The following is a 25,450-nucleotide window of genomic DNA, read 5'->3' as shown; positions in this document are numbered from 1 at the left end:
AGTCGTGTTTCCTCTCAGGTCTGAAGACGCTGAGTTTCCACACTCCCATGAGATTTATATGAACTTTAAAACCTTAGCATTCTCTGTAATTCTATCTACACTAGGATTTGCCACAGTCGCTCAAGCGGAAAATGAATCGGATTTACAACGATTAAGAACAACAAATCGTTGTCCTGAGTGTGATTTAAGAGGAGCAAATTTGCAACAGTTTGATTTACGAGGGGCTCATTTATTTAAAGCGCAACTCCAAGGAGCAAATTTAAGGGGCGTTGATCTTCGCAGCGCTAATTTGAATCAAGCCAATTTATATGATGCCGATTTAACCCAGGCTAATTTAGCGGATGCTAATTTATTTGATGCTAATTTAAGAAATACTATCTTAGAACGGGCAGATTTAAGAGAAGCGGATTTATCCCAAGCGGATTTATCTCAGGTCAATTTGATTAAAGCCGATTTAAGAGATGCCAGTTTAGTTAATGCAAATCTGAGTGAATCCTATCTTAATCAAGCTAATTTAGAAAATGCTGATTTGCGTCAAGCGTTTCTATTTAATAGCGATTTAGAAGCAGCAAATCTCACCCGTGCGAATCTTTTAGGTGCGGATTTACGGAGAGCTAATTTGGATCGTACAAATTTAGAAAGTGCTAATTTAACCGCTACAATTCTAGCTGATACTAATGTAGATCGGGCGGAATTATCTCAAACTGTATTAAAAGGATCGGTTTTACAAGGAACTGATTTAGCCCCTATTGTTTGTGTTGTTAGTAATGTTGTTAATTGTGTGATTTCTCCCGCTTCGGAACAAGCTGAAGATTTATTCTTTGAACCGGAAATAGAAAACTAATTAGTCGGATAGCCGACTCCCATCACCTTCTTTATATTTAACCTTAATGGGGGAGATGATGGGCAAAACCCACCCTACGGGATTGTTGGGAAGTTTGGTAAATTGTATGACCTAACCCCCCAGCCCCCTTCCCACCTCTCCCTGCCCTCTCCACCTCTCCCTGCCCTCTCCTACAAGGAGAGGGAAAAGGAAGAATGTTTTTATTTGAGAGGGAAAAGGAAGAATGTTTTTATTCGGAAGGGGGAGTAATTGATACTTTTAAACAAATTGGAAGAAGTTGCTAGTCGTTAAGCTCGTTTGTGACATCAATACTCCTTCAATCACACCAATATATTGCTGATTTCCTTGATCATCAATACGGACGATTCCGGTGCCAATACCTGTACCTGCGGGTGCATCGGTCAAACGATAGTTATCTGCACTTCCTGTGAGTTGAATCACGTCTTGATTGGGGGTGAAGTCTGAAATCAGAGTGTAACCGAAGTTGAAGTTAGTCACACCATAGAGAACATCATTTCCCTTATCTCCTAACACCAGGTCATTGCCACTTTCGCCAGTCAGGGTATCATCGTCTTGACCGCCATAGAGAGTATCCTGACCATCCCCACCAAAGAGCAGGTCACTGTTTTTGTTGCCATAGAGGAGTTGATCGCTACTACTACCAACGAGGGTGTCGTTGTCTACACCTCCAAATAGTTCATCCCCGCCTCCTTGTCCATTTAGGAAGTCATTACCTTGGAAACCGAGTAAGGTTTCATCCCCACTACTACCGATAATCACATCATTATTCTCAGTCCCAAAGAGTTGATTGGGTTGATCTTCGGTAAAGTCTGTGGCTGAAGGATTAGAAGGTTGGGTCGGTGAAGTACCTGTCAGGACAAATTTATCTGCACCCTCTCCACCTTGCAAGGTATCGATTTCATCGGTTGGTAGGTTGGTGGTAGTGGTGGTGGTGGGATCGGTGTCGGTGGTAGTGTCGGTGGTAGTGGTGGTGTCGGTGGTAGTGGTGGTGGTAGTGGTGGTGTCGGGAGGAGGAGGAAAATTAATATTGGTATTAGTAACAGAGACATCCTCCGCATCTATGCCCGTATAGTTGGCATCGTCACTAACAGCAGGTTGCAGTTGAATCGTGTAAGCTTGATTTGCATCAACGATACCATCAGCTACACCCGTTACCGTAACGGTTTGGGCGGTATCCCAGTTAGCAGCAGTAAAGACTAAGCTCGTAGGAGCGGCTGTTCCTTCTGCGGTGTTGGAACTCGCAACGGGAATCGTTACATCTGCCGTCGGTTGAGTGTCTAACTTCACCGTAAAGGTAGCTGTTGTACCTGCTTCACTGGTAGTTAATCCAGTGGTAGGAGTAACAGTAATTCCGGCTGGAGTAGTAGCAGTAATTTCAACAGTAACGTTTCCGGTGACGGGGGGATTTATACTATCACTGAGACTGTAATCAAAGGTACCATTTCCGATAAAGTCTGCCGTTGGCGTAAAGATGACGTTACCGTTTTGCAGTGCTACAGTCCCGTTTTGAGCGTTGCTAACTGCCGTAATACTGAGAGGATCGTTTTCGGGATCGGTATCACCGTCTAATAAGGTGGCGACGGGAATCGTAACTGGGGTATTTTGTGTACCCTGAACTGTATCCGCATCGGCGGTGGGGGGTTGGTTGGGAGTTCCAACGGTTAGGGCAAAAACATCTGTGGCTATACCACCATCAGCATCGGTGACGGTAACGGTGATATTAGCGGTTCCACTTTGATTATCTGCTGGTGTTACGGTTAAGGTGCGATCGCTTCCAGCCCCACCCAAGGCAATATTAGTATTGGGAACTAAGGTTGGATTATCCGATGTTACAGCTACTTGTAAGTCAGCTACAGGGGTTTCCACATCCCCAATAGTAAAGGGAATGGCTGCCGTTACTGTGTTTTGCGCGGTGGTTTGGTTGGTAATATCAGTAATCGTAGGCAGGTCGTTAACCGGATTCACCGTTAGGGTAAAGGTGTCCGATGTCGCTTGATTGCTTCCATCGGTGACGGTAACGGTAATATCTGAACTTCCGGCTAGATTGGCGGCTGGTGTAACGGTGAGCGTGCGATCGCTCCCATTTCCTCCTAAAGCGATATTAGCAGCAGGAACTAAAGTGGTATTGCTAGAAGTAAATGTGACTTGTAAGTCAGCAACAGGAGTTTGATCATCTCCAATGATAAAGGGGATAGCTGTCGTTGCGATGTCTTCATTAGTAGTTTGGTTAGTGATATCACTAATTGTCGGGGGTATATCTGTTAAAAGATTAATTTGTAGGGGTTGAGGAGCAAATGTAAATCCTGGTGCATTAGCCTGTTGTTGTTGGGGAATAGTTGTGAAGTTAATTGTACTTCCATCAAACCCATCTAAAACATTAAAAGATAACCGAAGTAAAGATGCAGGTTGTGAGCCTGGCCCTGTCCAGTTTTGAGAAAAACTAATCCATGTTGCAAAAATGTAGGCATTAGTATCTAAGTCTTGATCCGGGTTTTCGTCTACAGTATCATTATTTACTGCTAAATTTTGGGCAGGTTGTAATGGTGAAGATCCGTATGTATTAGGATAGCTGACACTGCCGGGTACTAAAGTCAGTTCATCAGAATCAAAATTTACATACAGGGGAATTGGTTTAAGTTCTTCGCCTCCTGGTGCTGGAATTTCTCCATTATCATCTTTAGTTTCATAAACTACATCAAATGTAATAGTTTCACCTGGTTGTGCGGTATAAGGAGAAATTGGTTGTTGATCCTCAGTATTTCCGGCTCTAAAAATTTGTTCAGCCATAATCATTCCTTTACTCTATCAAAAGAGTGCTAATTAGATTGATTTAATCAACCCAATCTTTGTTTTCATAACCAATTATACCCTTTACAAAGATTGAAAATCAAGATTGTTATTTTACTTAAAATTCACATTAAAATACATTAAGTATATTATAAATTTTCTAAGCAAAATAGATTTTGAATTCCAGAGTTTGTTTCATTACAATTTTTAATAAATTCAACATTTGCATAGCAGTCTCAAGTATCATTAAGGGCATGAATTTAGGCTTACGAAAGAATGAAAACTTATATTATTTTAATAGTTATGTTGGTTTCTATATTTATAGAGATTAGGAAGCTAAATTTTAGCTTCCTAATCTTAAAAGTCAACAAAATCTGATCAGAAGAAAACAATCGTTACAGAAGTCAATAAGTTACAGTTAAATCAGAGAAGTGCTACCAGATAAATTTGAATTTGATGGGTAATACAAATTCAAAAAGTTCTTGATTTCTTCTGGTGTTGTACGCTGTGCAGAAGATCCTATTAAGCTTTGCAATACGCCATCAAGAAGAGCTTGAGGTTGATCCTGTAAAAGGAGATAGGCATAAGTCATTAATCCATCAGAAGAAGGATCGACGATTCCATTACCGTCAACATCAAGCATATTTTGTTCAGCATCTTCTAGATAATTTATTAGCTGATCAGAATAAATTCGCTGTGCCCCTGTTTCTGAGAAGCCATCGCTTTCGAGTATCTGAGAGAGAAGACTTGGTTGATCTTGTAACAAAGTATAAGCATAGGCTGATAAACCATCACTATTAGCATTCGCCACACCATTCCCATCAATATCCAACTCCCGACGCACAACATCAAGGGTATAGTTGGGATTGGTAGTAGCACCGTCTTTACCAAAGACTTTGATATAGACCGGATCACTACCAGGGGGGAAACTAATAGACTCATAGTTGCGATCGCTGGTTGAAGAACTTTCAATCAGAGTCCCATCGGCTTTGTACAGTGCCAGATTGAGGTCGCCTTGAGCGTTATCAAAGTTAATCGTGATCGCATTAGGATAACGTTCAGGAATGCGAGTTGGCGTAATCATATACCAGTCGGTATCACCAGAAGTAATATTCAGACCCGGAATACTCAAGGAATCGTTTGGCCCTAACCCACCCAAATCATGGGCTTTTGCCTGAATATTATTGTCTGCATTACCTTCTAAAGCATCCGAGGTAATTCCTTCTCCGCCTCGACTAATAGCGGCAGCCGGGGCATTAACCTTCAGGCTATATTCCGGGTTAGCAGCATTACCTGCCACCTTGACAAAGTAGGTTCCTGCGGTTTGACCAGCAAGACTGACGCTTTCAGTTCCCGTTGTCACAGCCGTTGGATTCGCTGCCAAACTGCCATTATCTCCAGCTTTATAGAGTTCCAGGGTTAAACCTGTGGTTGTATCGGAGTCTAATGAGATACTATTGGCATCGGTGCCATCTCCGCTCAGGATAAACCGATACCAATCCTTATCATCAGCCGTATCCAGATTCAGATCAGAGAATGTATACTCCGATCCAGCTAAATTGCCCAGATAGTAAGCAGCACTGGCGGAGTTGTTATTTTGATTACCCGTAATATTGCCACTTAAATCGGTGGTTTCGGCAGCGTCAGGACTAATCCGTTGATTGCGATCGCTTGCCACAGACCGATCACGACTGGCGAAAGCGGTGAGGAATTGAGTCCATTTAGTATCGGCGGCAAAATTGTAGTTATCGCCATTGTAGCTACTTTGATAACCAGAACCATTCACTGGAGGCAGGTAAATACTCAAACCGGAAGCTCCTGAATAGTCCACTTGGTCAATCACTGCTGCTTGCAGAGCTTCAGAGACTTGACGAGCCGCATCTCCAATGGGGTTACTTAAACGATTATCAATCGCTTGCATGAAACCGCCCAAATCTCGCTCGTCTTCAGTGTACTCGGAAAACGAGGTAGCTTCAGAACGGGCTTGAGTAATGGCTTGCCAATCGCTTTCGGTGGCATTAGCGGTAGCATCTACGAAGGCATCCAATTTAGCTTGAAGATCACCTAACTTGGAAGTATCGATAGCAGACTGAGTTTCACGATTCCGATAAAACTCACCATAAGAATCGACGATCGCTCCACCCATTTGTTTAGCATCCAAGCGACCGCCTCCATCCGCCAAACGTTGGAACCAGCCCGCGTAATCCCAGCCATCACCCGGCTCTGGGTTTTGGGCACCGACAAATACCTTGGTTAAGTCTTTCAAATCCCAGGTTTGTTCAGTTAAAGCCATCAGACAGGCATCTAAACCCAACACTTGCAGCTTATCTCCTAAACCGGCATTGGAAATTGCAGTTGTGAGTTCGTTCACCGATAAGTTAACATTACCGCTTGTCTCATCCCAAGCCACACCAGCGCGACCGCCACCATGATCCCAAACTACAACAGCATAGTTTTGAGCCGCGTAGTTATTTTTACCCCATTGGACAAAATCAGTTAGAGTTTGGGGATCACCCATATTCAACTCACCTAAACTGTTCAAGTTACTGGAAACAGTGGAGGTGTTAAAGTCCTGTTGAATCACACCCCGGAAAGTACCTTCCCAGCCGGGAGGTGAATAACCTGGCTTACCATTAGGTGGTGTTGGGGCGCCGTCATACTGAACCACAACATTAACATTATCGGGCAGTCCGATGGATTCCATTTCATTAATGTCAACCAGACCTGCTGCTCCCAGGTTGTTGTCCCCGGCAATGTAGACCATAATCGTCCACTGATCCGTGGATGTACCGGGGTTCACACTTGCCGTTTCCGGTGCATTCAAGGACAAACTGTAGGGGGAAGGAGTCGCTCCTGAAACCTTGGCATAGTAGGGGGTAGTACCATCACCGGTCAGTCCAGCTAAGGAGATACTGGCTAAACCGGAATTGGGTTGAGAAACAACCGGTCGATCCGGGAGCAGATTTCCGGCTTGATCATACAATTCCAGGGTCAAATTAGCGACGGAATCGTAATTGATGAAGATTTGGTTGTTTTCGGTGCTATTGGCTGCGGGAGTAAATTGAAACCAATCCACATCATTAGCATTGTCAATGCTCAAATTGCCTTGAGTCGAGGTTAAATCTCGGAGAACAGTGGCTCCTGCTTGTGTATCGTTACCCGGTTCAAACTGATCGGCGGTAACTTCTACAGAACCTCCATCGCCAAAGGTAGGAGTGATCTGCAACCGATAATGGGGATTGCTCGCGCCCTGGTAGCCGTAGGCTCGGACATAATAAACTCCATCTGCTGCGGCATTAAAAGAAACGGTTTCAGTGTCGCTTGTTCCTTGGGATTGACCGATCGGTTGGTTATTACTATCCCGAACTTCAAGATCCACATCTCCGTAGTCATGTTCAAAAGTGAGTCGAACATCGACATTCCCAGCAGTTGTTTTTTTGAATTTGAACCAATCTTCGTCATTTTGTTCCAGGTTCACAGGCCGAAACTGATTTGAATCGGTATCAATTTGATCTTGAATAGCGTTGGCAACCCGCGCTTGATCGGGGGGGCCACCACGAGTTGTACCGAAGTTACTAGCGGTTTCAAAAGTGTCATTGTCTTCATACCCATCCGCAGTAATCTGAGGAACCCCCGGATTCACACTTCCACTACCTACACTGCCATTAACAGTCAGGTCATATCGGGGGTTAGTATCTTCACCATAACCAAACACCTTCACATAATATTCACCGGGGAGTAGTCCCTCTAACGAGATATTTTCAGAGTTACTGACGCTTCCTGAACTTCGTAGGAACGTTCCAGTGGCATCATACAGTTCAACATCGATATCCCCGGAAGCGTGTTGAAAACCATCAACAACAATTTGATTTGAGGATAAACCCTGACTTGTTAAGTTAAACTTGAACCAATCTTGGTTATTGGCTGCATGAATGTTGAGATTTTCAATTTTCGTGGTGTTGGAGACAAGGCTTGCTGTTTCCGCAGTATCATTAGTTTCTCGTAAGTCGGGTTGAATTCCTGCGGTGCTAGATGATGTCACCGGAGCAGTAACCGATAAACTGTAATTGGAATTACTGGCTCCATCATAACCATAGACTTTGACTTTGTATTCTCCGGCTGGAAGATAAGCCAAGCTCACTTCTTCATTAGCATAGAAACTGTAGGAACCACCAACAACTTGCCCATTAGAATCGTAAACTTCTAAATCTAAATCTCCCGATTGAGTTGAGTTGATTGTAATCTTATCGTTGAGTCCTCCAGTTTGAGTTGTTGTAAATTTGAACCAGTCATCATCATTAGAGTTAATCTTCAGATCGGTAAAACTGCTTTCTCCACTCAGGAGTTTTGTCTGTAGATCGGTAGCCTGATCTGAAGTATCATTTTCTTCAAATTGATCGTCTCCGGTATTATTGATCGGGCTTGAGGAAGTTGAGGTAACAACATTGAGGTTATAGTTATTCGTTGCTCCAGCATAGCCGTAGGCATGAATATAATAATCGCCTGCGGGTTGATCACGCAGACTAATCGTTTCAGTGTTGCTGACCCCGTAGGAACCTAAATATTGACCCGTCGGTGTTAATACTTCCAGGTCTAAATCCCCTAGATTGTGCTGAAAATCTATACTAACGTAATCACTGGCTTGGGCTGGGCTGTTGAGTGTAAATTTGTACCAATCATCATCTAAAGCCCTCAAAGCGTTAAAAGTTTGTTGTCCTGGGGTTAAACTGGTGGCGGTTGTTTGAAGATCATTATTGTTTTCCAATTGATCATCGCTGCTGCCCGTCGTCGGTGGTGTTATTCCTCCTTGAGCATTAATATTCAGACTATAGTTGGGGTTCGTTACTACTCCATAGCCCGTCACTTGTGCATAATAGGTGCCACCGGGTAGGGAGTCTAGGTAAATGGTTTCGCCATCCCACCAGTTATAGGAAGCGTCAACGTAGTAGCCATTTTCATCGTACAAATACAGGTCAAGGTTGCCTTGGGCGTTACTAAACCCGATATTAATGTTACTCCCAGGAATTGGATTTTGGGGAACCGTAAACTGGAACCAGTCATCATCGTTGGCCACTAAGCTGTTGTCAGAAAATTGACCATTTGATAGTTCTAATAGTCTTGCTCCATTCCGATCGTCATTTTCTACATTTTGTTCATTTGTTTCATACCGATCATCCGTACCCGTACTACCACCTGTAGTTGCATTTAGTGTTAATTCGTAATTAGGGTTTGTAGCTCCAGCCCAACCAATAACTTGTGCATAGTAAGTTCCAGCACCCAGTCCACTTAAAGGAATACTTTCGGTGTCATTTGAACCTGATGTTGAACTGCCTACCAGGCTATTATTTTGATCATACAAATAGAAGTCGAGATCCCCTAGACTGTTCTGAAAATTAATCGTGATATTACTACTGGGGTCTTGATTTCCTGGTAGGTCAAATCTGTACCAGTCGGGATCGTTGGATTGAATGTTGGCAATATTACCGTAGTAACCTAGGCTGATGGGAGTGGCTGTTTCTCTCGTGTCATCTTCTTCTAAAGAATCTGCAATACCATTATTATTTCCACTACCAGCAGAAGTCGCATTAATTGAAAGGCCGTAGGTAATGGGTGCAGCGTTGGGGTTAGCTGGGTTAGCGTAATCAGAGTACCCCCAAACATCGGCATAATAGGTTCCCGGAGTTAGATAATCTAAGGGAATAGTTGCACCATTCGAGTAGCCATTAGAAAAGTTATATGAACTGTTAACCCAGTTGCCATTTTGATCGTACAAAGTTAAGCCTAGGGTGGCTATCGAGTTAACAAGATTCGCACTAATATTGCTACCAGGACTCGGATTTTGGGGAACCGTAAACTGGAACCAGTCATCATCGTTGGCGGCTAAGATTAAACTGTTGTCAGAAAATTGACCATTTTGTAGTTGTAATTGCGCTGCTCCTCCCAGGGAGTCATTTTGTTCATACCGATCATCAACGGTAGTCGCAGTGGGAGCATCAACGGTGAGGGTATAGTTGGAGTTACCCACTCCATTGTATCCAATCACTTTGGCATGATAAATACCTGGGGCTGCATTGGGAATGCTGATCTGTTCTACATCTCCAGAAGTAGCGGAGGAACCCACCTCTTCACCCGCGCTATTGTAAAGTTTAAAGTCTAAATCTCCCAGAGAATTGAGGAAATCTAGGCGAACATTCAGGGTTCCGGTATTCGGGGTTTGAAACTGGAACCAATCTTCATCATTAGACTGAAGCACTAAAGCATAATAGGGGTTATATCCTTGTAGCGACCCTAAATCGCCCGTTCCCACAAAATCATTGTCTTCATAGGGATCATCTGTCGTCGGTGTTCCTGCCCCAGCAGGTGTGGAAAGATTTAACGTATAGTTTGGGTTACTAGCACCGTTCCACCCATAAACCCTGGCATAGTAGGTTCCCGCCGTGAGGTAGCTTAAGTTAACGGTTTCGTTGTTACTGACACCAGTGGAACTCCCTAAAATAGAACCATAAATATCCAGCACTCGCAGATCTAAATCTCCTAGTGCAGAATCAAAATCAATCCCGACAGTTGTTGAACCGTTACCTGTGGTTTGAAACTTAAACCAATCTTCGTTATAAGAATCAATGCTCAAGTTGGGTATCTGCAAAGCTCCACTGGTTGGCTGTAAGTTAGTAGCACCGCTCAGAGAGTCATTGGGTTCATATAGATCAGGCATAATATTTTCGTCCTCAATTATCTAACAAAGGCAAGTCGAGTCTAGGCTATTAGATTTAATAGCCAGGAATATCACTAACCCAACAAACTATCTAACGCAACGAAGTTTATTGAGCAGAGAAATATTAAATAGGAATAATGCGTCCTGTTGTGCAGAACGGTTTCAGCAATTTCAGTAGCAGGTCAAGGTCAGTGAGAAATTTGGGGTGGAGGGAACCCTTAGAAAGTCAAAACGAGTAAGGTTTAAGGCTTAAAACAGTTGGAAGATGTATTCAATCTAAAACTGAGTATATCATCTCATTCCGAATTTGATCTAAAATTTTTCAAGTTTTCTGGCTTTTGAAACAAAATTTAATGAGACTATACATTTCATTAAAGATAGAATCAAAGATCAGACTCAATCTAAGCTGGATGATTTAACCTAAAACTTAAGATTAATTTAAGTTTTACTCTAACAGCAGTAAAATTATTAACACTGACTATCTATGCGAGAATCCGATATTTTGCGTTCCTTAGAACCCCAAATTCCTATCTCTAGTTCTTCCCCAGTCTCAACTTCTCCCCCTAGTACGGAGTTATTGATGCCATCACCAGGAATTGTCACGACTCCCCATACAACCGTATTAGTAATTACGGGAATGCACCGTTCAGGAACGTCCTTAATTGCTACTATTTTGCAAGAGGCTGGTGTCTATTTAGGGGATCAATTAATTGGAGCTAATAGGGGTAATATTAGGGGCCATTTTGAGGATGTTGAGTTCGTCCAGTTTCATCAAACCGTATTGCGATCGCAAAATTTAGATATTGACGGATGGATGATTCAACCCCATAAACAAATCTTACCTGAATATGTAACAGCCGCTAAAACCTTAATCACCCGAAAATCTCAAAGAAATCTCTGGGGATGGAAAGATCCACGCACGACATTATTCTTGAACTTTTGGCAAACCTTAATACCCCAAGCTAAGTTTATTTTTGTCTATCGTTCCCCTTGGGAAGTTGTTGATTCTTTGTATCGTCGAGGAACAGATGATTTAATTCAACAAAATCCCAAAATTGCCATTGATTCATGGATTCTATATAATCAAAAGATATTAGAATTTTATCGTACAAATTATTCTAATTGTATCTTAGTTAATATCAATAAAATAATTAAAAATGACTTGGATTGTATTTTAAAAATCAATCAAAAATTCAAGCTAAATTTATCTTCCCCCAACTCTGATAAAATTATCCAACCCAATTTATTAAACCCTGAAGCATTTCCTAGTTACAGAACGGAAATTATTAAACAATATTTTCCCAAAGCCTTAGATTTATATTTAGCCTTAGAAGCTCAATCTTACCCTTTAAATGCCGAACCTGAGTTATCCTGGTCACAGTGGCAACCCTCAGATTCTCCTCAAGCTTGGATCTGTCAAGATTGGCTAAAAATTAGAAATTTAGAACGAGAAATTGAGCGTTTAAATACTGAATTAAAGCTTAATAAAACTCAACCCATTCCATCGGAAATTATTCCAGTTAAACCCTCTAATTTTGTCAGTTCCCAAGGTTTACAACCCTATCAAGCCTGGTTAAATGTTAATCAGTGGAACGAAAAAGCTCAAAGTTTCTTGTATTCTCGTTTAAAAGAGAATGTTTCTAAACTTCCCAAACTATCTGTGATTATACCAGTATATAATCCTTTAGTAGAATATTTAGAAAAAGCGATCGCCAGTGTTACTCAACAAATTTACGTCAATTGGGAACTTTGTATTGCAGATGATGGGAGTAGCGATACAGAAATACAAGAACAATTAAACCAATGGCAAAAACAAGATGCGCGTATTCGTGTTATATTTCGCCCAGAAAATGGCAATATTAGTCAAGCGAGTAATAGCGCCGCAAGTCTAGCAACCGGAGAATTTTTACTCTTTTTAGATCATGATGATCAACTCACCCCCGATGCTTTAGCAGAAATCGCCTTATATTTAGGGGAACATCCAGAAACAGAGTTTATTTATTCCGATGATGACAAAATTGATAGTCAAGGTAATCATTTTGCTCCTCAATTTAAACCAGATTGGTCGCCAGAATTGCTTTTATCTTATATGTATATCGGTCATTTATGGGGAGTGAAACGAGAAATATTTGAACAATTAGGGGGATTTAGAATTGGATTTGAAGGGGCCCAGGATTATGATTTTGCCTTAAGAGCAACGGAAATTTGTAATCAGATTGCTCATTTACCTTTAATTCTGTATCATTGGCGAGCAATTCCGGGTTCAACAGCAACTTCAGCGATGGCTAAACCCAATAGTTTTAAAGCTTCTATTCAAGCGTTACAAGAAGCTTTTCAACGTCGGGGAATTGCAGGAACTATTCAACAACCTAACTGGGCAATTCATAAACAAGTCGGAGTTTTTGAACATCAATTTACCGATCAAGGGCCATCTGTTACGATTTTAATTCCGACTAAAAATCAAAAACAGTTATTAGAAGCTTGTTTATCTTCCTTGAAGAAAACAACCTATCAAAATTATCAAATTGTAATTATTGATAATGGCAGTGATGATCCTGATACCCTTGCTTATTTAGAACAACTTCCCCAGCAAGTGTTAAAGATTGAAACGCCTGATAAAACCTTTAACTTTGCTGCAATTCATAATCAAGCCGTTCAACAGATTCAGAGTGATTATTTACTATTTCTTAATAATGATACCGAGGTAATTTCTCCCCATTGGTTGAGTCAAATGATGGGTTATGCTCAAATCAAAGGAGTCGGTGCTGTTGGAGCAAAATTAATATTTCCTAATGAAAAAATTCAACACGCTGGAGTCGTTCATGGACTCCATCAAGGATTAGCAGGTCATGGGTTTAAATTAAGACCCAGTAAAGCCAATGGTTACTTAAGTTATATTCAAGTTGTTCGCAATTATTCGGCCGTTAGTGCCGATTGTTTATTGACACCTCGGAATTTATTTTTAGACTTAGGAGGATTTGATTCCGAACAGTTTGCTGTGGCTTACAATGATGTTGATTATTGCTATCGACTCAGCGAGAAAGGATGGAGAAGTGTTTATTGTCCGACAGCAGAATTAATTCATCATGAAGGTGCTACCAGAGGGTATGATGATTCCCCGCAAGAAGTGGCTGCATTTCGACACTTATACGGAAATAAAGTTGATCCTTATTATAGTCCTCATTTATCCTTAGCGGATGAGAATTTTAGAATTCAGCCTCGGCGGTTTTTCTTAGGGTCAATGAAAAAACGATTGCGGGTATTAATTGCGAGTCATTTATTAGATTTAACGGGCGCGCCTTTACATCAATATGAAATTGCAGTCAAGTTAGCAAAAGCAGGAATGATTGAACCGATTGTTTTTTCGTTTCAAGAAGGGCCATTACAAACAGAATATCAAAAACAAGGAATACAGGTAATTATTTGCAAACCCCATCCCTTAGCTAAAAATTATGATCCGGCTACCTATCATCTGGTGATGCAAAAATTAAGTCAGCAGTTATCGAAACTCAAGATAGATGTTTTTTATATTAATACATTACCTAACTTTTTCCTAGTAGACTGCGCTCAACGATTGGGGATTCCTTGTATTTGGAATATTCATGAAAGTGAACCCATTGAAACTTATTTACAAGGCTTAGAAGAAGAAATTACTCGTCATGCTTTAGAGTGTTTTCGGTTTCCTTATCGTGTTGTTTTTGTTTCTTCCGAAACTCAAAAAAATTATTTAGATCTGAATCATAGTCATAATTTTACCGTGATTTATAATGGGATTAATCGCAGTTCATCCCCAATGAGTAATGCAACTTGGACGAGGGAAAAAGCTAGAGAATCTTTAAAGATAAAAAAAGATGAAATTGTTTTATTGCTATTGGGAACTGTGGGATCTCGGAAAGGACAAAAAGATTTACCCTTAGCTTTGGCAAAATTACCTCCAGAATGGCAAAAAAAGGTTAAAATTTTGATTGTTGGCGATCGCCCTAGTTCCTATAGTCAAGAATTGAAAACTTTAGTACGGAGTTTACCGATAGTTTTACAAGAAAAAATTAATATTCTTCCTGAAACTCGTGATATAGCTCGTTACTATCAAGCTGCGGATATCTTTATTTTAACTTCTCGAATTGAAAGTTTTCCCCGTGTGATTTTAGAAGCAATGGCTTATGGTTTACCGATTATTGCTACACCTGTTTTTGGAGTCAAAGAACAAGTTAAACAGGGGGTGAATGGGCTATTTTATCCTGCGGGTAATATTGACGCTTTAGCAAAGGTTATCACTCAGTTATTAACGGATGAAAAATTGCGATCGCACCTAGCTCAAAATTCCTCAAAGGTTTTAGAACGATTTAATAACTTTGAACAAATGGTAGAAAGTTATGGTCAAATTTTACAAGAAGCTTATTTAAGTGGTTCTCCAGTTTCAGATTCTCCTAAAATTGCACCTCAATTTAAAGGTTCTGCTTCTGAACTTCCCCTCGTGAGTATTTGTATTCCCACTTATAATGGGGAAAAATATCTAAAAGAGGCGTTATCAAGTGTCGTTGATCAAACCTATCCGCATTTAGAAATTATTATCTCTGATGATAGTTCAACGGATAAAACTTTAGAAATTATTCAATCTTTTCAGAAAAATTGTTCTTTGAAAGTATCCCTATTTCAGCATGAACAATATGGGTTAGCCAAAAATTGGAATTATTGTGTCTCTCAAGCTCACGGGAAATATATTAAATTTTTGTTCCAAGATGATTTATTAGAACCCAATTGTCTTGAAGAATTCGTAAATTTAGCGGAAACAGATGCAGAAATAGGTCTAGTTTTTTCACCTAGAAATATTATTCTATCTCCAGAAGCGATCGCAAATAAAATCTTGCTTAGAGCTTATTATGGTTATCAAGATTTACATCAAGCTTGGTCTGACTTAAAACCTATTCAAACCGGAAAAGATTTATTAGCTGATCCTCAGTTGCTTCAGAGTCCACTTAATAAAATTGGAGAACCCAGTACCATTTTGATAAAAAAAGAAGCGGTTGAACAACTGGGGGGGTTTGACTCAGAATTTAAACAGTTGTTAGATTTAGATCTCTGGTTAAGAATCATGGGTCATTATAAAATTGGATTTGTTAATCAAAAATTATCGAGTTTTCGTTTACATTCTGATCAACAAACTTTAAAAAATGCTGAGTCAGGCTATTCTGAACTCAGAAATTTTTATCAAAAACTCTATACTCATCCTGATTATTCATTTTTATCAGATGACCTAAAAAATGTAATAGGGCGGGTTTATAAAGGTGATCTGTAGAAATCATAAATTGTGACGGAACCCGCCCCTACAATTAATATTATTGTGCGGTTTGATTTAACATTTGTTGTAGTAATAGGGCGGGTTTATAAAGATGATCTGTAGGAATTATAAATTGTGACGGAACCCGCCCCGGTAATTAATATTATTGTGAGGTTTGATTTAACACTCGTTCAAGTTGTTGGACGGCTTTATTATTTCCCTGTTTTGTATATAATTCTAAGGCTTTTTTCCACACATTAGTTGCTTCAGTAGTATTACCTTTTTTCCACAAGGCTTCACCTAAATTTTTTAAGGCTTCCGCATAGTCAGAATTAATTTCTAAGGCTTTTTGATATTGGGCGATCGCTTCATCCCATTGTCCTTGACTGGCGTGTAAAAATCCCAAAGCATTATAAGCCAGTGCATATTGAGAATTTAAACGAATTGCTTCTTGATATTCTTGAGTGGCTTCATCGATTTTTTGTTGATAAAATAAAGTGTTTCCTAAATAAAAATGATATTTAGCTTCTTTAGGTTGATTTTCGACTAATTGACGAAAAATTGCTTCAGAGGCGGCATAATTTCGAGCTTGATACAGTTGAATCCCCTGACGAACAATTGCTTGTCGATTTTTTTGCTGATCTAAACGTTGTTGTTCGGCTTCATTCGGTTCGCTTCGCAAGTCGTCAGCATTGGGTAAATCATTTTGAGCTTGTACCCTCGATGGGAATACAAGCAGGATTCCCCAAATTATTGTTGTTACCAGGGTTGAATTTAATGGGTTCTTTTTCATCTTTGTAATTCTAATTGAATGTTGAATTTATGCTTCACAATATTCCGACAAATTTTAATCTATCGGAATATTGATTTAGATTTTAATTAATGTAGAAAATGACGAATTCCAGTGAAAATCATCACTAATCCTAATTCATTGGCAGCCTTAATTGAATCTTGATCTCGCATACTACCTCCCGGTTGTACAATAGCAGAAATTCCCGCCGCCGCCGCCGTGCGAACTGAATCATCAAAGGGGAAAAAGGCATCACTCCCTAAAACCCCTCCTTGAGCGTTTTCTCCAGCTTGTTTGAGGGCTATTTCAACAGAGCCAACCCGGTTCATTTGTCCCGCCCCAACGCCCAAGGTCGTCTGATTTTTCGTCACTACAATGGCATTAGATTTAACGTGTTTAACAACTTTCCAAGCAAACATTAATTCCTCTAATTCTTCAGGAGTCGGTTGCTTTTCTGTCACCACTTTCCAGTCCGTAGACTGTTCCACAATATCATCCGCCGTTTGCACTAAGAAACCGCCAGCAATTCCTTTAATAGTTTCTTTTGGCCCTTGAGTTAAATCCGGTAAGATTAACACCCGGAGATTAGATTTTTTCTTGAGAATTTGTGCGGCTTCTGGCTCACAACTGGGGGCAACAATACACTCTAAAAAGGTTTTGCTTAATGCCTTGGCTGTCTCTGAATCAAGGGCACGATTTAACGCTACAATTCCCCCAAAAGCAGAAGTTGAATCAGCATTAAAGGCTTTTTCATAAGCGGTAACTAAGCTATTCGCAACCGCAACACCACAGGGATTCGTATGTTTTAAAATTGCAGCAGCAGGTTGATCAGGAAACTCACAGATAATTCGTCTAGCTGCTTCTAAATCCACTAAGTTATTATAACTTAAGGGTTTGCCTTGCAAAATTTGACCCGATGCCCAACCTGTGGGTTGAGTTCCGGTTTGATACCAAGCCGCTGCTTGATGGGGATTTTCGCCATATCGTAAGGCTTGAATTTGGGTTCCTGCTAAGACAAAACTTTGGGGTAAAGGGGATGCTTCGCTGAGTTCTTGTTGTTCTAAATAAGCTGCGATCGCCCGATCATAAGCTCCCGTATGTTGAAAGGCTTTTAAAGCACAATGTTGTCGAAATTCAAAAGCAATTTCTCCCTTTTTGTGACGAAATTCTTCTAAATAACTTCCATATTGTTCGGGGTTACATAATACGGTTAAATGGGCATAATTTTTAGCCGATGCGCGTAATAACGTCGGGCCACCAATATCAATATTTTCGATGGCATCTGTTAAGGTTACATCCGGTTTAGCAATGGTTTGTTCAAAGGGATAAAGATTCACTACCACTAAATCAATTGGCCGAATCTGATGGGTTTCTAATTCGCTGACATCTTGTGGCAGATCTCGCCGCGCTAAAATCCCCCCATGAATCCGAGGATGGAGGGTTTTGACTCGTCCTCCTAAAATTTCAGGAAATCCGGTATAATCGGAGACTTTTGTAACCGGAAGTCCTGCTGCTTTTAAGGCCGTTGCTGTGCCCCCACTACTGATTAAATCGAAACCCAATTCTTCAACTAGGCTTTTGGCAAACTCAATCAGTCCTCGTTTGTCAGATACACTCAATAAAGCTAAACGCGCCATTCTCCAAAACTCCAAACGAAAAAAATCGACAATTCACTATTGTTACACAAGAGAAGTATGGAATGCTTGGTAGCCTCGCCTCTTCAGAGCGAGGTGGAAAAGCGACTCAAGTGGTTTTAACCGCTAGGATCTTCAATATATTTCTGTATTGTTTCAGCACTAACATTTCCTACGGTACTCAAAAAATAACTTTTACTCCATAAACTAGGCAACTCGATAAATAGATGACAGAGTGATTGTAGTGTTGATACTCAAAACTTTTCTTTCTCAGGGTCAATTTTTAATTGATGCTCTACAATGTTGATCAGTATACAGAAAGCGACAAACCATGTATGGATGTCAGCAAAACTTAATTCATACCACCCCTAATACTAGGGCCGTTATAGAGTATCTATGCTCTGAATCGAACAAGGTATATAATTGCGCCCTTTACTACGCAAGACAAATGCTGTTTAAGACCGGAACATTTGTTAAACGGGCTGCTATTTGTTCTGAGATGTCTGGAAGTTATAATCGACATTTCAAAGCCATGTATGTTTCATCAGCCCAACAAACCTGCAATAGTGTAGCGTCAGCCATGAGTTCTTACAAGGAACTCCTTAAACTTTGGAAAAGTGGGAAATTAACAGAAAAACCCCGTCCTCCTAAATATAGAAAGCAGGGTTTTTTTACGGTTTCCTATCCCGTCAGGTGGCTAAAGTTAACCCCAGAGGGAATCAGAATTCCACTAGGGCAACAGGTAAAAGCATGGTTTGGACTGGGAGAGATTTATCTTCATAAGCCATCAAACCTAGAATGGAAAGACATCAAAGAGATTCGGATTTTACCTCGTAATCGTTGTTTTTATGCCGAATTTATTTATGTTGTCAAAACCGAGAAAATTCCCGTCAATCCCATTAATTTTCTGGGGTTGTTTGTTGCTCAACGTATTTTTTTAGCTGTTCAATCGTGACTCCACCGCAACTTGCAACAAAGTAAGAACCCGTCCAGAAATAAGGTTTGTTATAAAAATATTTAGATGCCAAACCAGGAAATTCCTTGCGAATTAGTCTGCTACTAACAGTTTTAAGATTACCAATTAATGTTGATAGGGGTTGATCGGGCTTGTAGTCGATCAGTAAGTGAACATGATCGGATTCTCCGTTAAACTCCAATAATGTACAATCCCATTTTTTAAGGGTATCAACAAATATTTCATGCAACCTTGTTAAGATTTCTCTACTAATTGCTTTCCTTCGGTATTTGACGACCAGTACAACATGAGCGTTAAGCCTGTAAACCGATCTAAAACCTTTGTGATACATAGTTGACACTCTCTAACACTAAACGCTATAATACCAGACAAGTTGATATGTGAGCAGAAATGTTAGACGTTCTCAAAGTAAGGTTGTATCCAAACAAAGAACAGCAAACAGTCTTGGCGAAAAGCTTTGGTTGTTGTAGATTTGTTTGGAATTACTACCTAGAGAAAACTAACACTCAGTACGGAGAAACAGGGAAAGGGTTGAATTATTGCGATATGGCTAAGGATTTGACCCAACTCAAAAAGCAACCGGATTATCTGTTTCTAAAAGAAGCGACTGCTGCTACATTACAGCAATCCCTAAAGAATTTGGAAACTGCGTTCAAAAACTTTTTTCAAAAAAGAACTAGGTTTCCTAAATTCAAAAGCAAACACAAAAAGCAATCCATTCGTTATCCCGAAAGTTGTTCAATCCGAGGAAATGGTGTAAAACTTCCTAAGTTAGGGATTGTCAAAGCCAGGATTCCAAAAACAATTAGCGGCAAAATTAAATCTGTCACCGTGTCTAAGACCAGTACAGATAAATATTTTGCCGCTATTTTGTTTGAAGCTGATAATTTAATCCCGAATAAAACCGGGAAAATCTCAGGGATTGACTTAGGGTTAACGAGTTTAGTGACTGTATTTGACGGTGAAGCCTATAGCAAGGTTGACCCAATTAAACCTACTCGAAAATATGCTAAACGATTAAAAAGAAGACAACAAGCATTGTCTCGAAAGACAAAAGGGTCTAATAACCGTAAAGAACAAGTTAAAAGAGTTGCTAAAGTTCATGAAAAAATAGCGAATACTAGACAAGATTTTCTGCATAAACTCTCTCGAAAGTTAGTTGACGAGAACCAAGTCATTGTAGTGGAAAACCTTTGTATTAAAGGGTTAGCTCGTACCAAATTAGCAAAATCTGTATTAGACGCTGGTTTTGGGATGCTGATTAATTTCCTGGGCTACAAACTGGAAAGAGAAGGCGGAAAATTAATCGAAGTTGACAGATTTTTCCCAAGTACAAAGCTTTGTCATTGCTGCCAATTCAAGAATAATTCATTAAACTTAAGTGTTCGAGAATGGGTTTGTCCGAACTGTCAAACTCACCATGATCGAGATGAAAATGCAGCACACAATATTAGGGAAGAAGGGATAAGAATCCTGTCAACAAATACTGTGGGACACACAGAAATTCAAGCTTGTGGAGAAGATATAAGACTCGTTAGTGCTTGCACTGAAAAGCGTTCTTCTGTGAAACAAGAATCCCCCGTCACAGCGTAAGCTTGACGGGGGAGTGTCAATTGCAGTTAAGCGATTCTCCATGATTTCAATCACAATACCTCTGTGATGGTTTTGTAGCCGATTGCCAAACCAATATAACCGATCTCAAGAACTAAACTCTTAAAGGATGGATGTTTTAAGCACAACAACCCGCTAGAATAAGAATAACTCCCATAGTAGGTTAGCTGAATCTTGACTAGCAGCCCGAATGCCTATTTGGTTAGGCGACGGGAACCTATAAAATGGACGTATGGGTACTATCAAACTCACAAATTATCAAAAAAATGCAAATACACTCTTGAAAATGGGTAAATTTTCGATAACCTGTCGCTAACCTTGGGGCAGCCTACGCAGTCTTAGTTTAACTTAATTTCAATAACTAAAAATATAAACGATATGACTACAGTTATGATTGTCGATGATAGCATCTCCCTCCGAGAGATGATTGCTGGAATGTTGAGTAAAAGTGGTGTGGATGTGATCTCAGTCGGAGATGGGGTAGAAGCCTTAAAACAAATTGAACAGATCAAGCAACTGGATTTGGTGGTGTTAGATATTGTTATGCCTAACATGAATGGCTATGAACTCTGTCGCCATATTAAAAAGAACCCCAAAACCCAGAATGTTCCCGTGGTCATGTGTTCTAGTAAAAGTGAAGAATTTGATCGCTACTGGGGAATTAAACAAGGAGCCGATGCTTATATCTCGAAACCTTTCCATCCCGAAGAACTCTTGAGTACGATTAAACAACTGCTGCGGAAGTAGTTTCCATTCCCAGATCGTCCTTTTTTTGGAGCCTATTTTCAGCAACGATGTTAACGGTTTTAGCGGTTGTTATCCCTTCTGGGTCGGGATTAGGTGCTGATCCACTCCGTCGGCTTCTGTTACTTAAGTTTACAATTGCGAGAGTGTTCATTGATCAAATGATTAACTTTAATAGATTTCACTTGCAATTCACCAGAGGAATGATTATTGTATAAACAGAAGCAAACAAACAGCTTCTTTGACAGATAAGTAAACGATGTTCAAGTGGTACTATCTCGATTTAATAGGAGGTCTTAAACACGTTTTATTGAGCATCGAGGTTGAGTGAAATTAGGAGGTTAAAATACTGTTTCATCTAACGTCTGTCATCTTCCGCAGCACCTCTTCCTTTGGTTGCTGATATTTCCTCAAATTAACTAATTGGGAGCAATGTAACTTCGTTGTTAACAAGTCTACAACTCCAAATTTAACGGATTATACACGAGGAAGTTCCTCAGTTTGACTAGGAGGTCGGTTACGCTGTTTAACGTCAATACAATCTGTCTTGTCGAAGTCGAAGTCGAATACGAACAACAGTACCCATCATTAATCCTTATACTTCCCCCAATCATGGTTAAGGGAGCAATGCAACTAAGCGTTAAGCCTTAGTGCAACTCTACATCATCCAACACAGGAGAGGAAATCACTAAGGAAATAGAGTTTGGGTACTGTTGTTTTAGGTTATAGTGCTACGCATTAAACTTAGAACACTTCTACATCCAGCAAACTCATTCCCTGTTCCCTGTTCCCTGTTCCCTGTTCCCTGCTATACTGCTACAATTGCCAGAAAAATAATAAACAAAATTGTCCGATTAACCGTTCTACCTTAGACCGACGTTGCCAATCTTTGCGATTCACAAAATAACTATTGGCAAAACCCTGATTAAAAAACGCTTCAATTTGGGGAATGACCGCCACTTCAGAAGTCGAAATATTCAACTCATCATTTTTGAACAAACTACGCGGATCAAAATTAGCACTACCTAAACTTACCCAATGATCATCGACTAACCACGCTTTCGCGTGCATCATCGTTTTTTGATATTCATAAATCTCAATTCCCCCCTGCAATAAATCACCATATAATTCACGCGAAGTATAATGAACAAACGGTTTATCACAGGTTTTTCCCATCGTTAAAATCCGCACATCTACCCCTCTACGCTTTGCCTCAAATAAAATTCGACGGGAACTTGGATCTGGTAAAAAATAGGGACTCGCAATCCAAAGTCGATATTGAGAACTCTGAATCAAAGATTGATACAGTGATCTAATTTCCGAATCTCGATAACTCGGATCTTCTCCTGGGGTAATAATTACCTGGGGTTCATGTTCAGGGGGCAATACCAGAGGATCTAAAGCCAAATCTGCAATGCCTCCGCCATCCATCCAATGTTGTAGAAAAATCCCCCTTAAACGCGCCACTAGGGGGCCTTCAAAAGCGATTTCATAATCAAACCAAGGACAGGAACAATCCTCTGATTCACCATCCCATTCATCAGAAATTCCTGCGCCCCCAATCATCACCAAATGTTGATCAATTAACAATAACTTGCGATGATTGCGTTTGAGATGGTGAGTTAAATCTTTCCAACTTAATTCATTAAATAATTCGACTTCTACCCCGGCGGCTTCTAAGCGTTGCCAATAGTCAGAAGACATCGATTGACTGCCATAATTATCCGCTAAGAGTTGGACTCTCACCCCCGCTTGAGCACGTTCGGCCAGTGCGGCGGCAAATTCATCCGCCCGATGTCCAGGCGTCATCATATAGGTTTCAAACTGAATGACCGTCTCGGCCTGGCGAATTGCCGCCAGTCGCGCGGCATAAATCTGATCCGCTTCTACCCAAAACCCCGTTACTTGTCCGGCGGTGATGTAGGAATCGGATAAACAGGCGATCGTAAACGCAAAATTATCGGCGGTGGGTGGCGGGAGATTTCTGACCTGATAGTGATGTTTCTCTCGAAAAACTCCTCGAAAATAAAGAATCAGGAGGATCACAATCACCATAATCAGGAATATTGTTCCTGCTGATACGAGATTTATTCCTAACTGACTCATAAGGTTTATAGAATAATTTCACCCCCGTTAACCCCCGAAGGGTCAACTAAGGGTGAGTGGAAGTTGGGATATTTAGTCAATATTAAGCTGGTTCCCGCGACGATATTGTTGATACGCCGCAAAAAATAACCCTAATAGCGTGATGACGATTAAACCCAAAACGATTCCTGACAGTAATGGTTCTACCACTAGATAACTCCTTCAGTGTTAACTTGAGCATTGACACTCTATGATACCGCTAACCGTTAACAGTTCACTGTTGAGAACTCTTGCTCTTGACCCGGCAAGGCTATAAGCTAGTTAGAGTGTAAAGATTCTTGTAGATAATTCTCAAATTATTAGAAACACTTTGGATAACCAGCTTGCGATTACAGAAATTGAAGTCCTGATTAAACGCACCGCTTTCGTCACCCTAGCGTTGATGGTTTTTCTCCTGGGTTGGATTGTTGTCCTTCCCAAGCTACAGGTTTCTGATCCCTATGTGGAAAGCGTTCTCTCCCTTCAAGGTGATTCTGGCCGAGGGCAGGAAATTTTTATCTATAACTGTGCTGGCTGTCATGCTTGGCACACTAGGAGCCAAGTGGGGCCAAGTCTCCGCGATGTTTCCCTACGCAAATCCGAAGTGGGCATCATTCAGCAAGTTATTAGTGGCAATACCCCCCCCATGCCTAAATTCCAACCCAGTACCAAGGAAATGGCCGATCTGTTGAGTTATCTCGAAACGCTATAACCTGAAAAAATTTTAAAGGTGTTGATCAAAATTAATAACTTTTGCTATAATCAGAAACGTTGCTGGTGTAGCTCAGTGGTAGAGCAGCTGATTTGTAATCAGCCGGTCGCAAGTTCAAATCTTGTCACCAGCTTTATTTAATTGTTGTTGGAAATAGTTCGGAAGGATTTTCTGGGAATTAATAGCAGGTGTTAAGATTCTATTATCGCATCGTTGGGTTTAAAACCCCTAACTTCGTTATCTCTATTAGATTTATCCCGATTTTGAAAACAGGGGCGGGTTTAGTCAGATTATTGATCAGAATTGAAGATAATTACAGAACCCGCCCCTACATTTTGTTGTTGAAAAAATGCGATCGCATTTGAGCAATAATCAACAATTAAACCGTAGGGGCGGGTTCCGAGACAATCTTTAATAATCAGTAATTATCTCCCTAAACCCGCCCTTTCTTCTGAGCAGCGATCGCATCATCTGAGGGGCGGGTTTAGTCAGATTATTGATCACAATTGAAGACAATTACAGAACCCGCCTCTACATTTTGTTGTGGAAAAAATGCGATGGCGTAGCCGCCGCCTTGCGGCATCGCATTTGAGCAATAATCAACAATTAAACCGTAGGGGCGGGTTCCGAGACAATCTTTAATTATTAGTAATTATCTCCCTAAACCCGCCCTTTCTTCTGAGCAGCGATCGCATTTTATAGGGGCGGGTTTAGTTAGATTATTGATCACAATTGAAGATAATTACAGAACCCGCCCCTACATTTTGTTGTGGAAAAAATGCGATCACATTTGAGCAATAATCAACAATTAAACCGTAGGGGCGGGTTCCGAGACGAGCTTTAATGAGCAGTAATTATCTCTCTAAACCCGCCCTTTCTTCTGAGCAGCGATCGCATTGAAGAGAGAGAGAGGCGGGTTTAGTCAGATTATTGATCAGAATTGAAGATAATTACAGAACCCGCCCTTACATTTTGTTGTTGAAAAAATGCGATCGCATTTGAGTAATAATCAACAATTAAATCGTAGGGGCGGGTTCCGAGACGAGCTTTAATGAGCAGTAATTATCTCCCTAAACCCGCCCTTTCTTCTGAGCAGCGATCGCTATAACCTTACTTTTTGCCAAATCTTTATCATAAAAAAATAATTTTGTCAACTCCTTAAAGCCAATTTTGTAGCCAATTTTGTAGCCTATCGCCTATTGCCTATTCCCTATTGC

The 25,450-nt window shown here is 40.5% G+C and carries 13 protein-coding genes, 1 tRNA gene and 1 pseudogene; 7 read left to right on the top strand and 8 right to left on the bottom strand.

The annotated features are described in order from the left end of the window. The first annotated feature begins 58 nt into the window (after positions 1 to 58). Positions 59 to 844: a pentapeptide repeat-containing protein gene (locus PL8927_RS07825; protein ID WP_083619354.1), complete on the top strand. Its 786-nt coding sequence runs from the start codon at positions 59 to 61 to the stop codon at positions 842 to 844. Between the two features lie 258 nt (positions 845 to 1,102). On the opposite strand, the gene PL8927_RS27975 is transcribed toward PL8927_RS07825, so the two are convergent. Together PL8927_RS27975 and PL8927_RS07810 are read right to left on the bottom strand one after the other, a co-directional pair. Further along, positions 1,103 to 3,652, bottom strand: coding sequence for a cadherin-like domain-containing protein (locus PL8927_RS27975; protein WP_197047351.1), 2,550 nt, complete (start codon positions 3,650 to 3,652; stop codon positions 1,103 to 1,105). A 418-nt stretch (positions 3,653 to 4,070) separates the two neighbouring features. Beyond that, positions 4,071 to 10,364 (bottom strand): pre-peptidase C-terminal domain-containing protein, encoded by a 6,294-nt coding sequence (locus PL8927_RS07810; protein ID WP_083619349.1) that lies wholly within the window; start codon positions 10,362 to 10,364, stop codon positions 4,071 to 4,073. Between the two features lie 484 nt (positions 10,365 to 10,848). Between PL8927_RS07810 and PL8927_RS07805 the strand changes: the two genes are divergently transcribed. Then, positions 10,849 to 15,660, top strand: a complete 4,812-nt coding sequence (locus PL8927_RS07805; protein ID WP_083619346.1) for a glycosyltransferase — start codon at positions 10,849 to 10,851, stop codon at positions 15,658 to 15,660. Between the two features lie 145 nt (positions 15,661 to 15,805). On the opposite strand, the gene PL8927_RS07800 is transcribed toward PL8927_RS07805, so the two are convergent. The 3 genes and pseudogenes from PL8927_RS07800 to PL8927_RS07790 all read right to left on the bottom strand — a co-directional run. Next, on the bottom strand, positions 15,806 to 16,435 hold the full coding sequence (locus PL8927_RS07800; RefSeq protein ID WP_083619343.1) for a tetratricopeptide repeat protein: 630 nt from the start codon (positions 16,433 to 16,435) through the stop codon (positions 15,806 to 15,808). Positions 16,436 to 16,521: 86 nt separating this feature from the next. Continuing rightward, positions 16,522 to 18,069, bottom strand: coding sequence for a bifunctional phosphoribosylaminoimidazolecarboxamide formyltransferase/IMP cyclohydrolase (gene purH, locus PL8927_RS07795; RefSeq protein ID WP_083619340.1), 1,548 nt, complete (start codon positions 18,067 to 18,069; stop codon positions 16,522 to 16,524). 116 nt (positions 18,070 to 18,185) lie between these two features. Next, positions 18,186 to 18,284: pseudogene (locus tag PL8927_RS07790) on the bottom strand (transposase); the annotation flags it as partial. Positions 18,285 to 18,514: 230 nt separating this feature from the next. Here PL8927_RS07790 and PL8927_RS07785 point away from each other — a divergent pair. Further along, on the top strand, positions 18,515 to 19,021 hold the full coding sequence (locus PL8927_RS07785; RefSeq protein WP_083619337.1) for a hypothetical protein: 507 nt from the start codon (positions 18,515 to 18,517) through the stop codon (positions 19,019 to 19,021). On the opposite strand, the gene tnpA is transcribed toward PL8927_RS07785, so the two are convergent. Next, positions 18,966 to 19,373 carry an IS200/IS605 family transposase gene (gene tnpA, locus PL8927_RS07780; protein WP_083619334.1) on the bottom strand — a complete coding sequence of 136 codons (408 nt, stop codon included), beginning with the start codon at positions 19,371 to 19,373 and terminating at the stop codon, positions 18,966 to 18,968. The two genes, PL8927_RS07785 and tnpA, sit on opposite strands and share 56 nt — an antisense overlap. A gap of 59 nt (positions 19,374 to 19,432) precedes the next feature. Here tnpA and PL8927_RS07775 point away from each other — a divergent pair, with 59 nt between their 5' ends. Further along, on the top strand, positions 19,433 to 20,635 hold the full coding sequence (locus tag PL8927_RS07775; RefSeq protein ID WP_083619331.1) for an RNA-guided endonuclease InsQ/TnpB family protein: 1,203 nt from the start codon (positions 19,433 to 19,435) through the stop codon (positions 20,633 to 20,635). Positions 20,636 to 21,031: 396 nt separating this feature from the next. Beyond that, positions 21,032 to 21,400: a response regulator transcription factor gene (locus PL8927_RS07770; RefSeq protein ID WP_083619328.1), complete on the top strand. Its 369-nt coding sequence runs from the start codon at positions 21,032 to 21,034 to the stop codon at positions 21,398 to 21,400. A gap of 813 nt (positions 21,401 to 22,213) precedes the next feature. On the opposite strand, the gene PL8927_RS07765 is transcribed toward PL8927_RS07770, so the two are convergent. Together PL8927_RS07765 and petG are read right to left on the bottom strand one after the other, a co-directional pair. Next, positions 22,214 to 23,452 carry a phospholipase D-like domain-containing protein gene (locus PL8927_RS07765; RefSeq protein WP_231505951.1) on the bottom strand — a complete coding sequence of 413 codons (1,239 nt, stop codon included), beginning with the start codon at positions 23,450 to 23,452 and terminating at the stop codon, positions 22,214 to 22,216. 123 nt (positions 23,453 to 23,575) lie between these two features. Continuing rightward, entirely contained in the window at positions 23,576 to 23,692 is a 117-nt protein-coding gene (gene petG, locus PL8927_RS07760) for a cytochrome b6-f complex subunit V (protein ID WP_083619322.1), read from the bottom strand. 160 nt (positions 23,693 to 23,852) lie between these two features. Here petG and PL8927_RS07755 point away from each other — a divergent pair, with 160 nt between their 5' ends. Further along, complete coding sequence (locus tag PL8927_RS07755; RefSeq protein ID WP_083619319.1) at positions 23,853 to 24,233, top strand: c-type cytochrome; 381 nt, start codon at positions 23,853 to 23,855, stop codon at positions 24,231 to 24,233. Positions 24,234 to 24,294: 61 nt separating this feature from the next. After that, a tRNA-Thr gene (locus PL8927_RS07750) sits at positions 24,295 to 24,366 on the top strand. The last annotated feature ends 1,084 nt before the right edge of the window (positions 24,367 to 25,450 follow it).

This window comes from Planktothrix serta PCC 8927 (assembly GCF_900010725.2).
GTDB classification, from domain to species: domain Bacteria; phylum Cyanobacteriota; class Cyanobacteriia; order Cyanobacteriales; family Microcoleaceae; genus Planktothrix; species Planktothrix serta.
The sequence above is the reverse complement of the archived record's forward strand: the minus strand, read 5'-3'. Positions and strand labels throughout refer to the sequence as shown.

Bases quoted from the DNA above. Each gene is read 5' to 3' on its own strand.
- PL8927_RS07825 (WP_083619354.1), top strand. From the start codon at position 59: ATGAACTTTAAAACCTTAGCATTCTCTGTAATTCTATCTACACTAGGA.
- PL8927_RS27975 (WP_197047351.1), bottom strand. From the start codon at position 3,652: ATGGCTGAACAAATTTTTAGAGCCGGAAATACTGAGGATCAACAACCA.
- PL8927_RS07810 (WP_083619349.1), bottom strand. From the start codon at position 10,364: ATGCCTGATCTATATGAACCCAATGACTCTCTGAGCGGTGCTACTAAC.
- PL8927_RS07805 (WP_083619346.1), top strand. From the start codon at position 10,849: ATGCGAGAATCCGATATTTTGCGTTCCTTAGAACCCCAAATTCCTATC.
- PL8927_RS07800 (WP_083619343.1), bottom strand. From the start codon at position 16,435: ATGAAAAAGAACCCATTAAATTCAACCCTGGTAACAACAATAATTTGG.
- purH (WP_083619340.1), bottom strand. From the start codon at position 18,069: ATGGCGCGTTTAGCTTTATTGAGTGTATCTGACAAACGAGGACTGATT.
- PL8927_RS07785 (WP_083619337.1), top strand. From the start codon at position 18,515: ATGCTGTTTAAGACCGGAACATTTGTTAAACGGGCTGCTATTTGTTCT.
- tnpA (WP_083619334.1), bottom strand. From the start codon at position 19,373: ATGTATCACAAAGGTTTTAGATCGGTTTACAGGCTTAACGCTCATGTT.
- PL8927_RS07775 (WP_083619331.1), top strand. From the start codon at position 19,433: ATGTTAGACGTTCTCAAAGTAAGGTTGTATCCAAACAAAGAACAGCAA.
- PL8927_RS07770 (WP_083619328.1), top strand. From the start codon at position 21,032: ATGACTACAGTTATGATTGTCGATGATAGCATCTCCCTCCGAGAGATG.
- PL8927_RS07765 (WP_231505951.1), bottom strand. From the start codon at position 23,452: ATGGTGATTGTGATCCTCCTGATTCTTTATTTTCGAGGAGTTTTTCGA.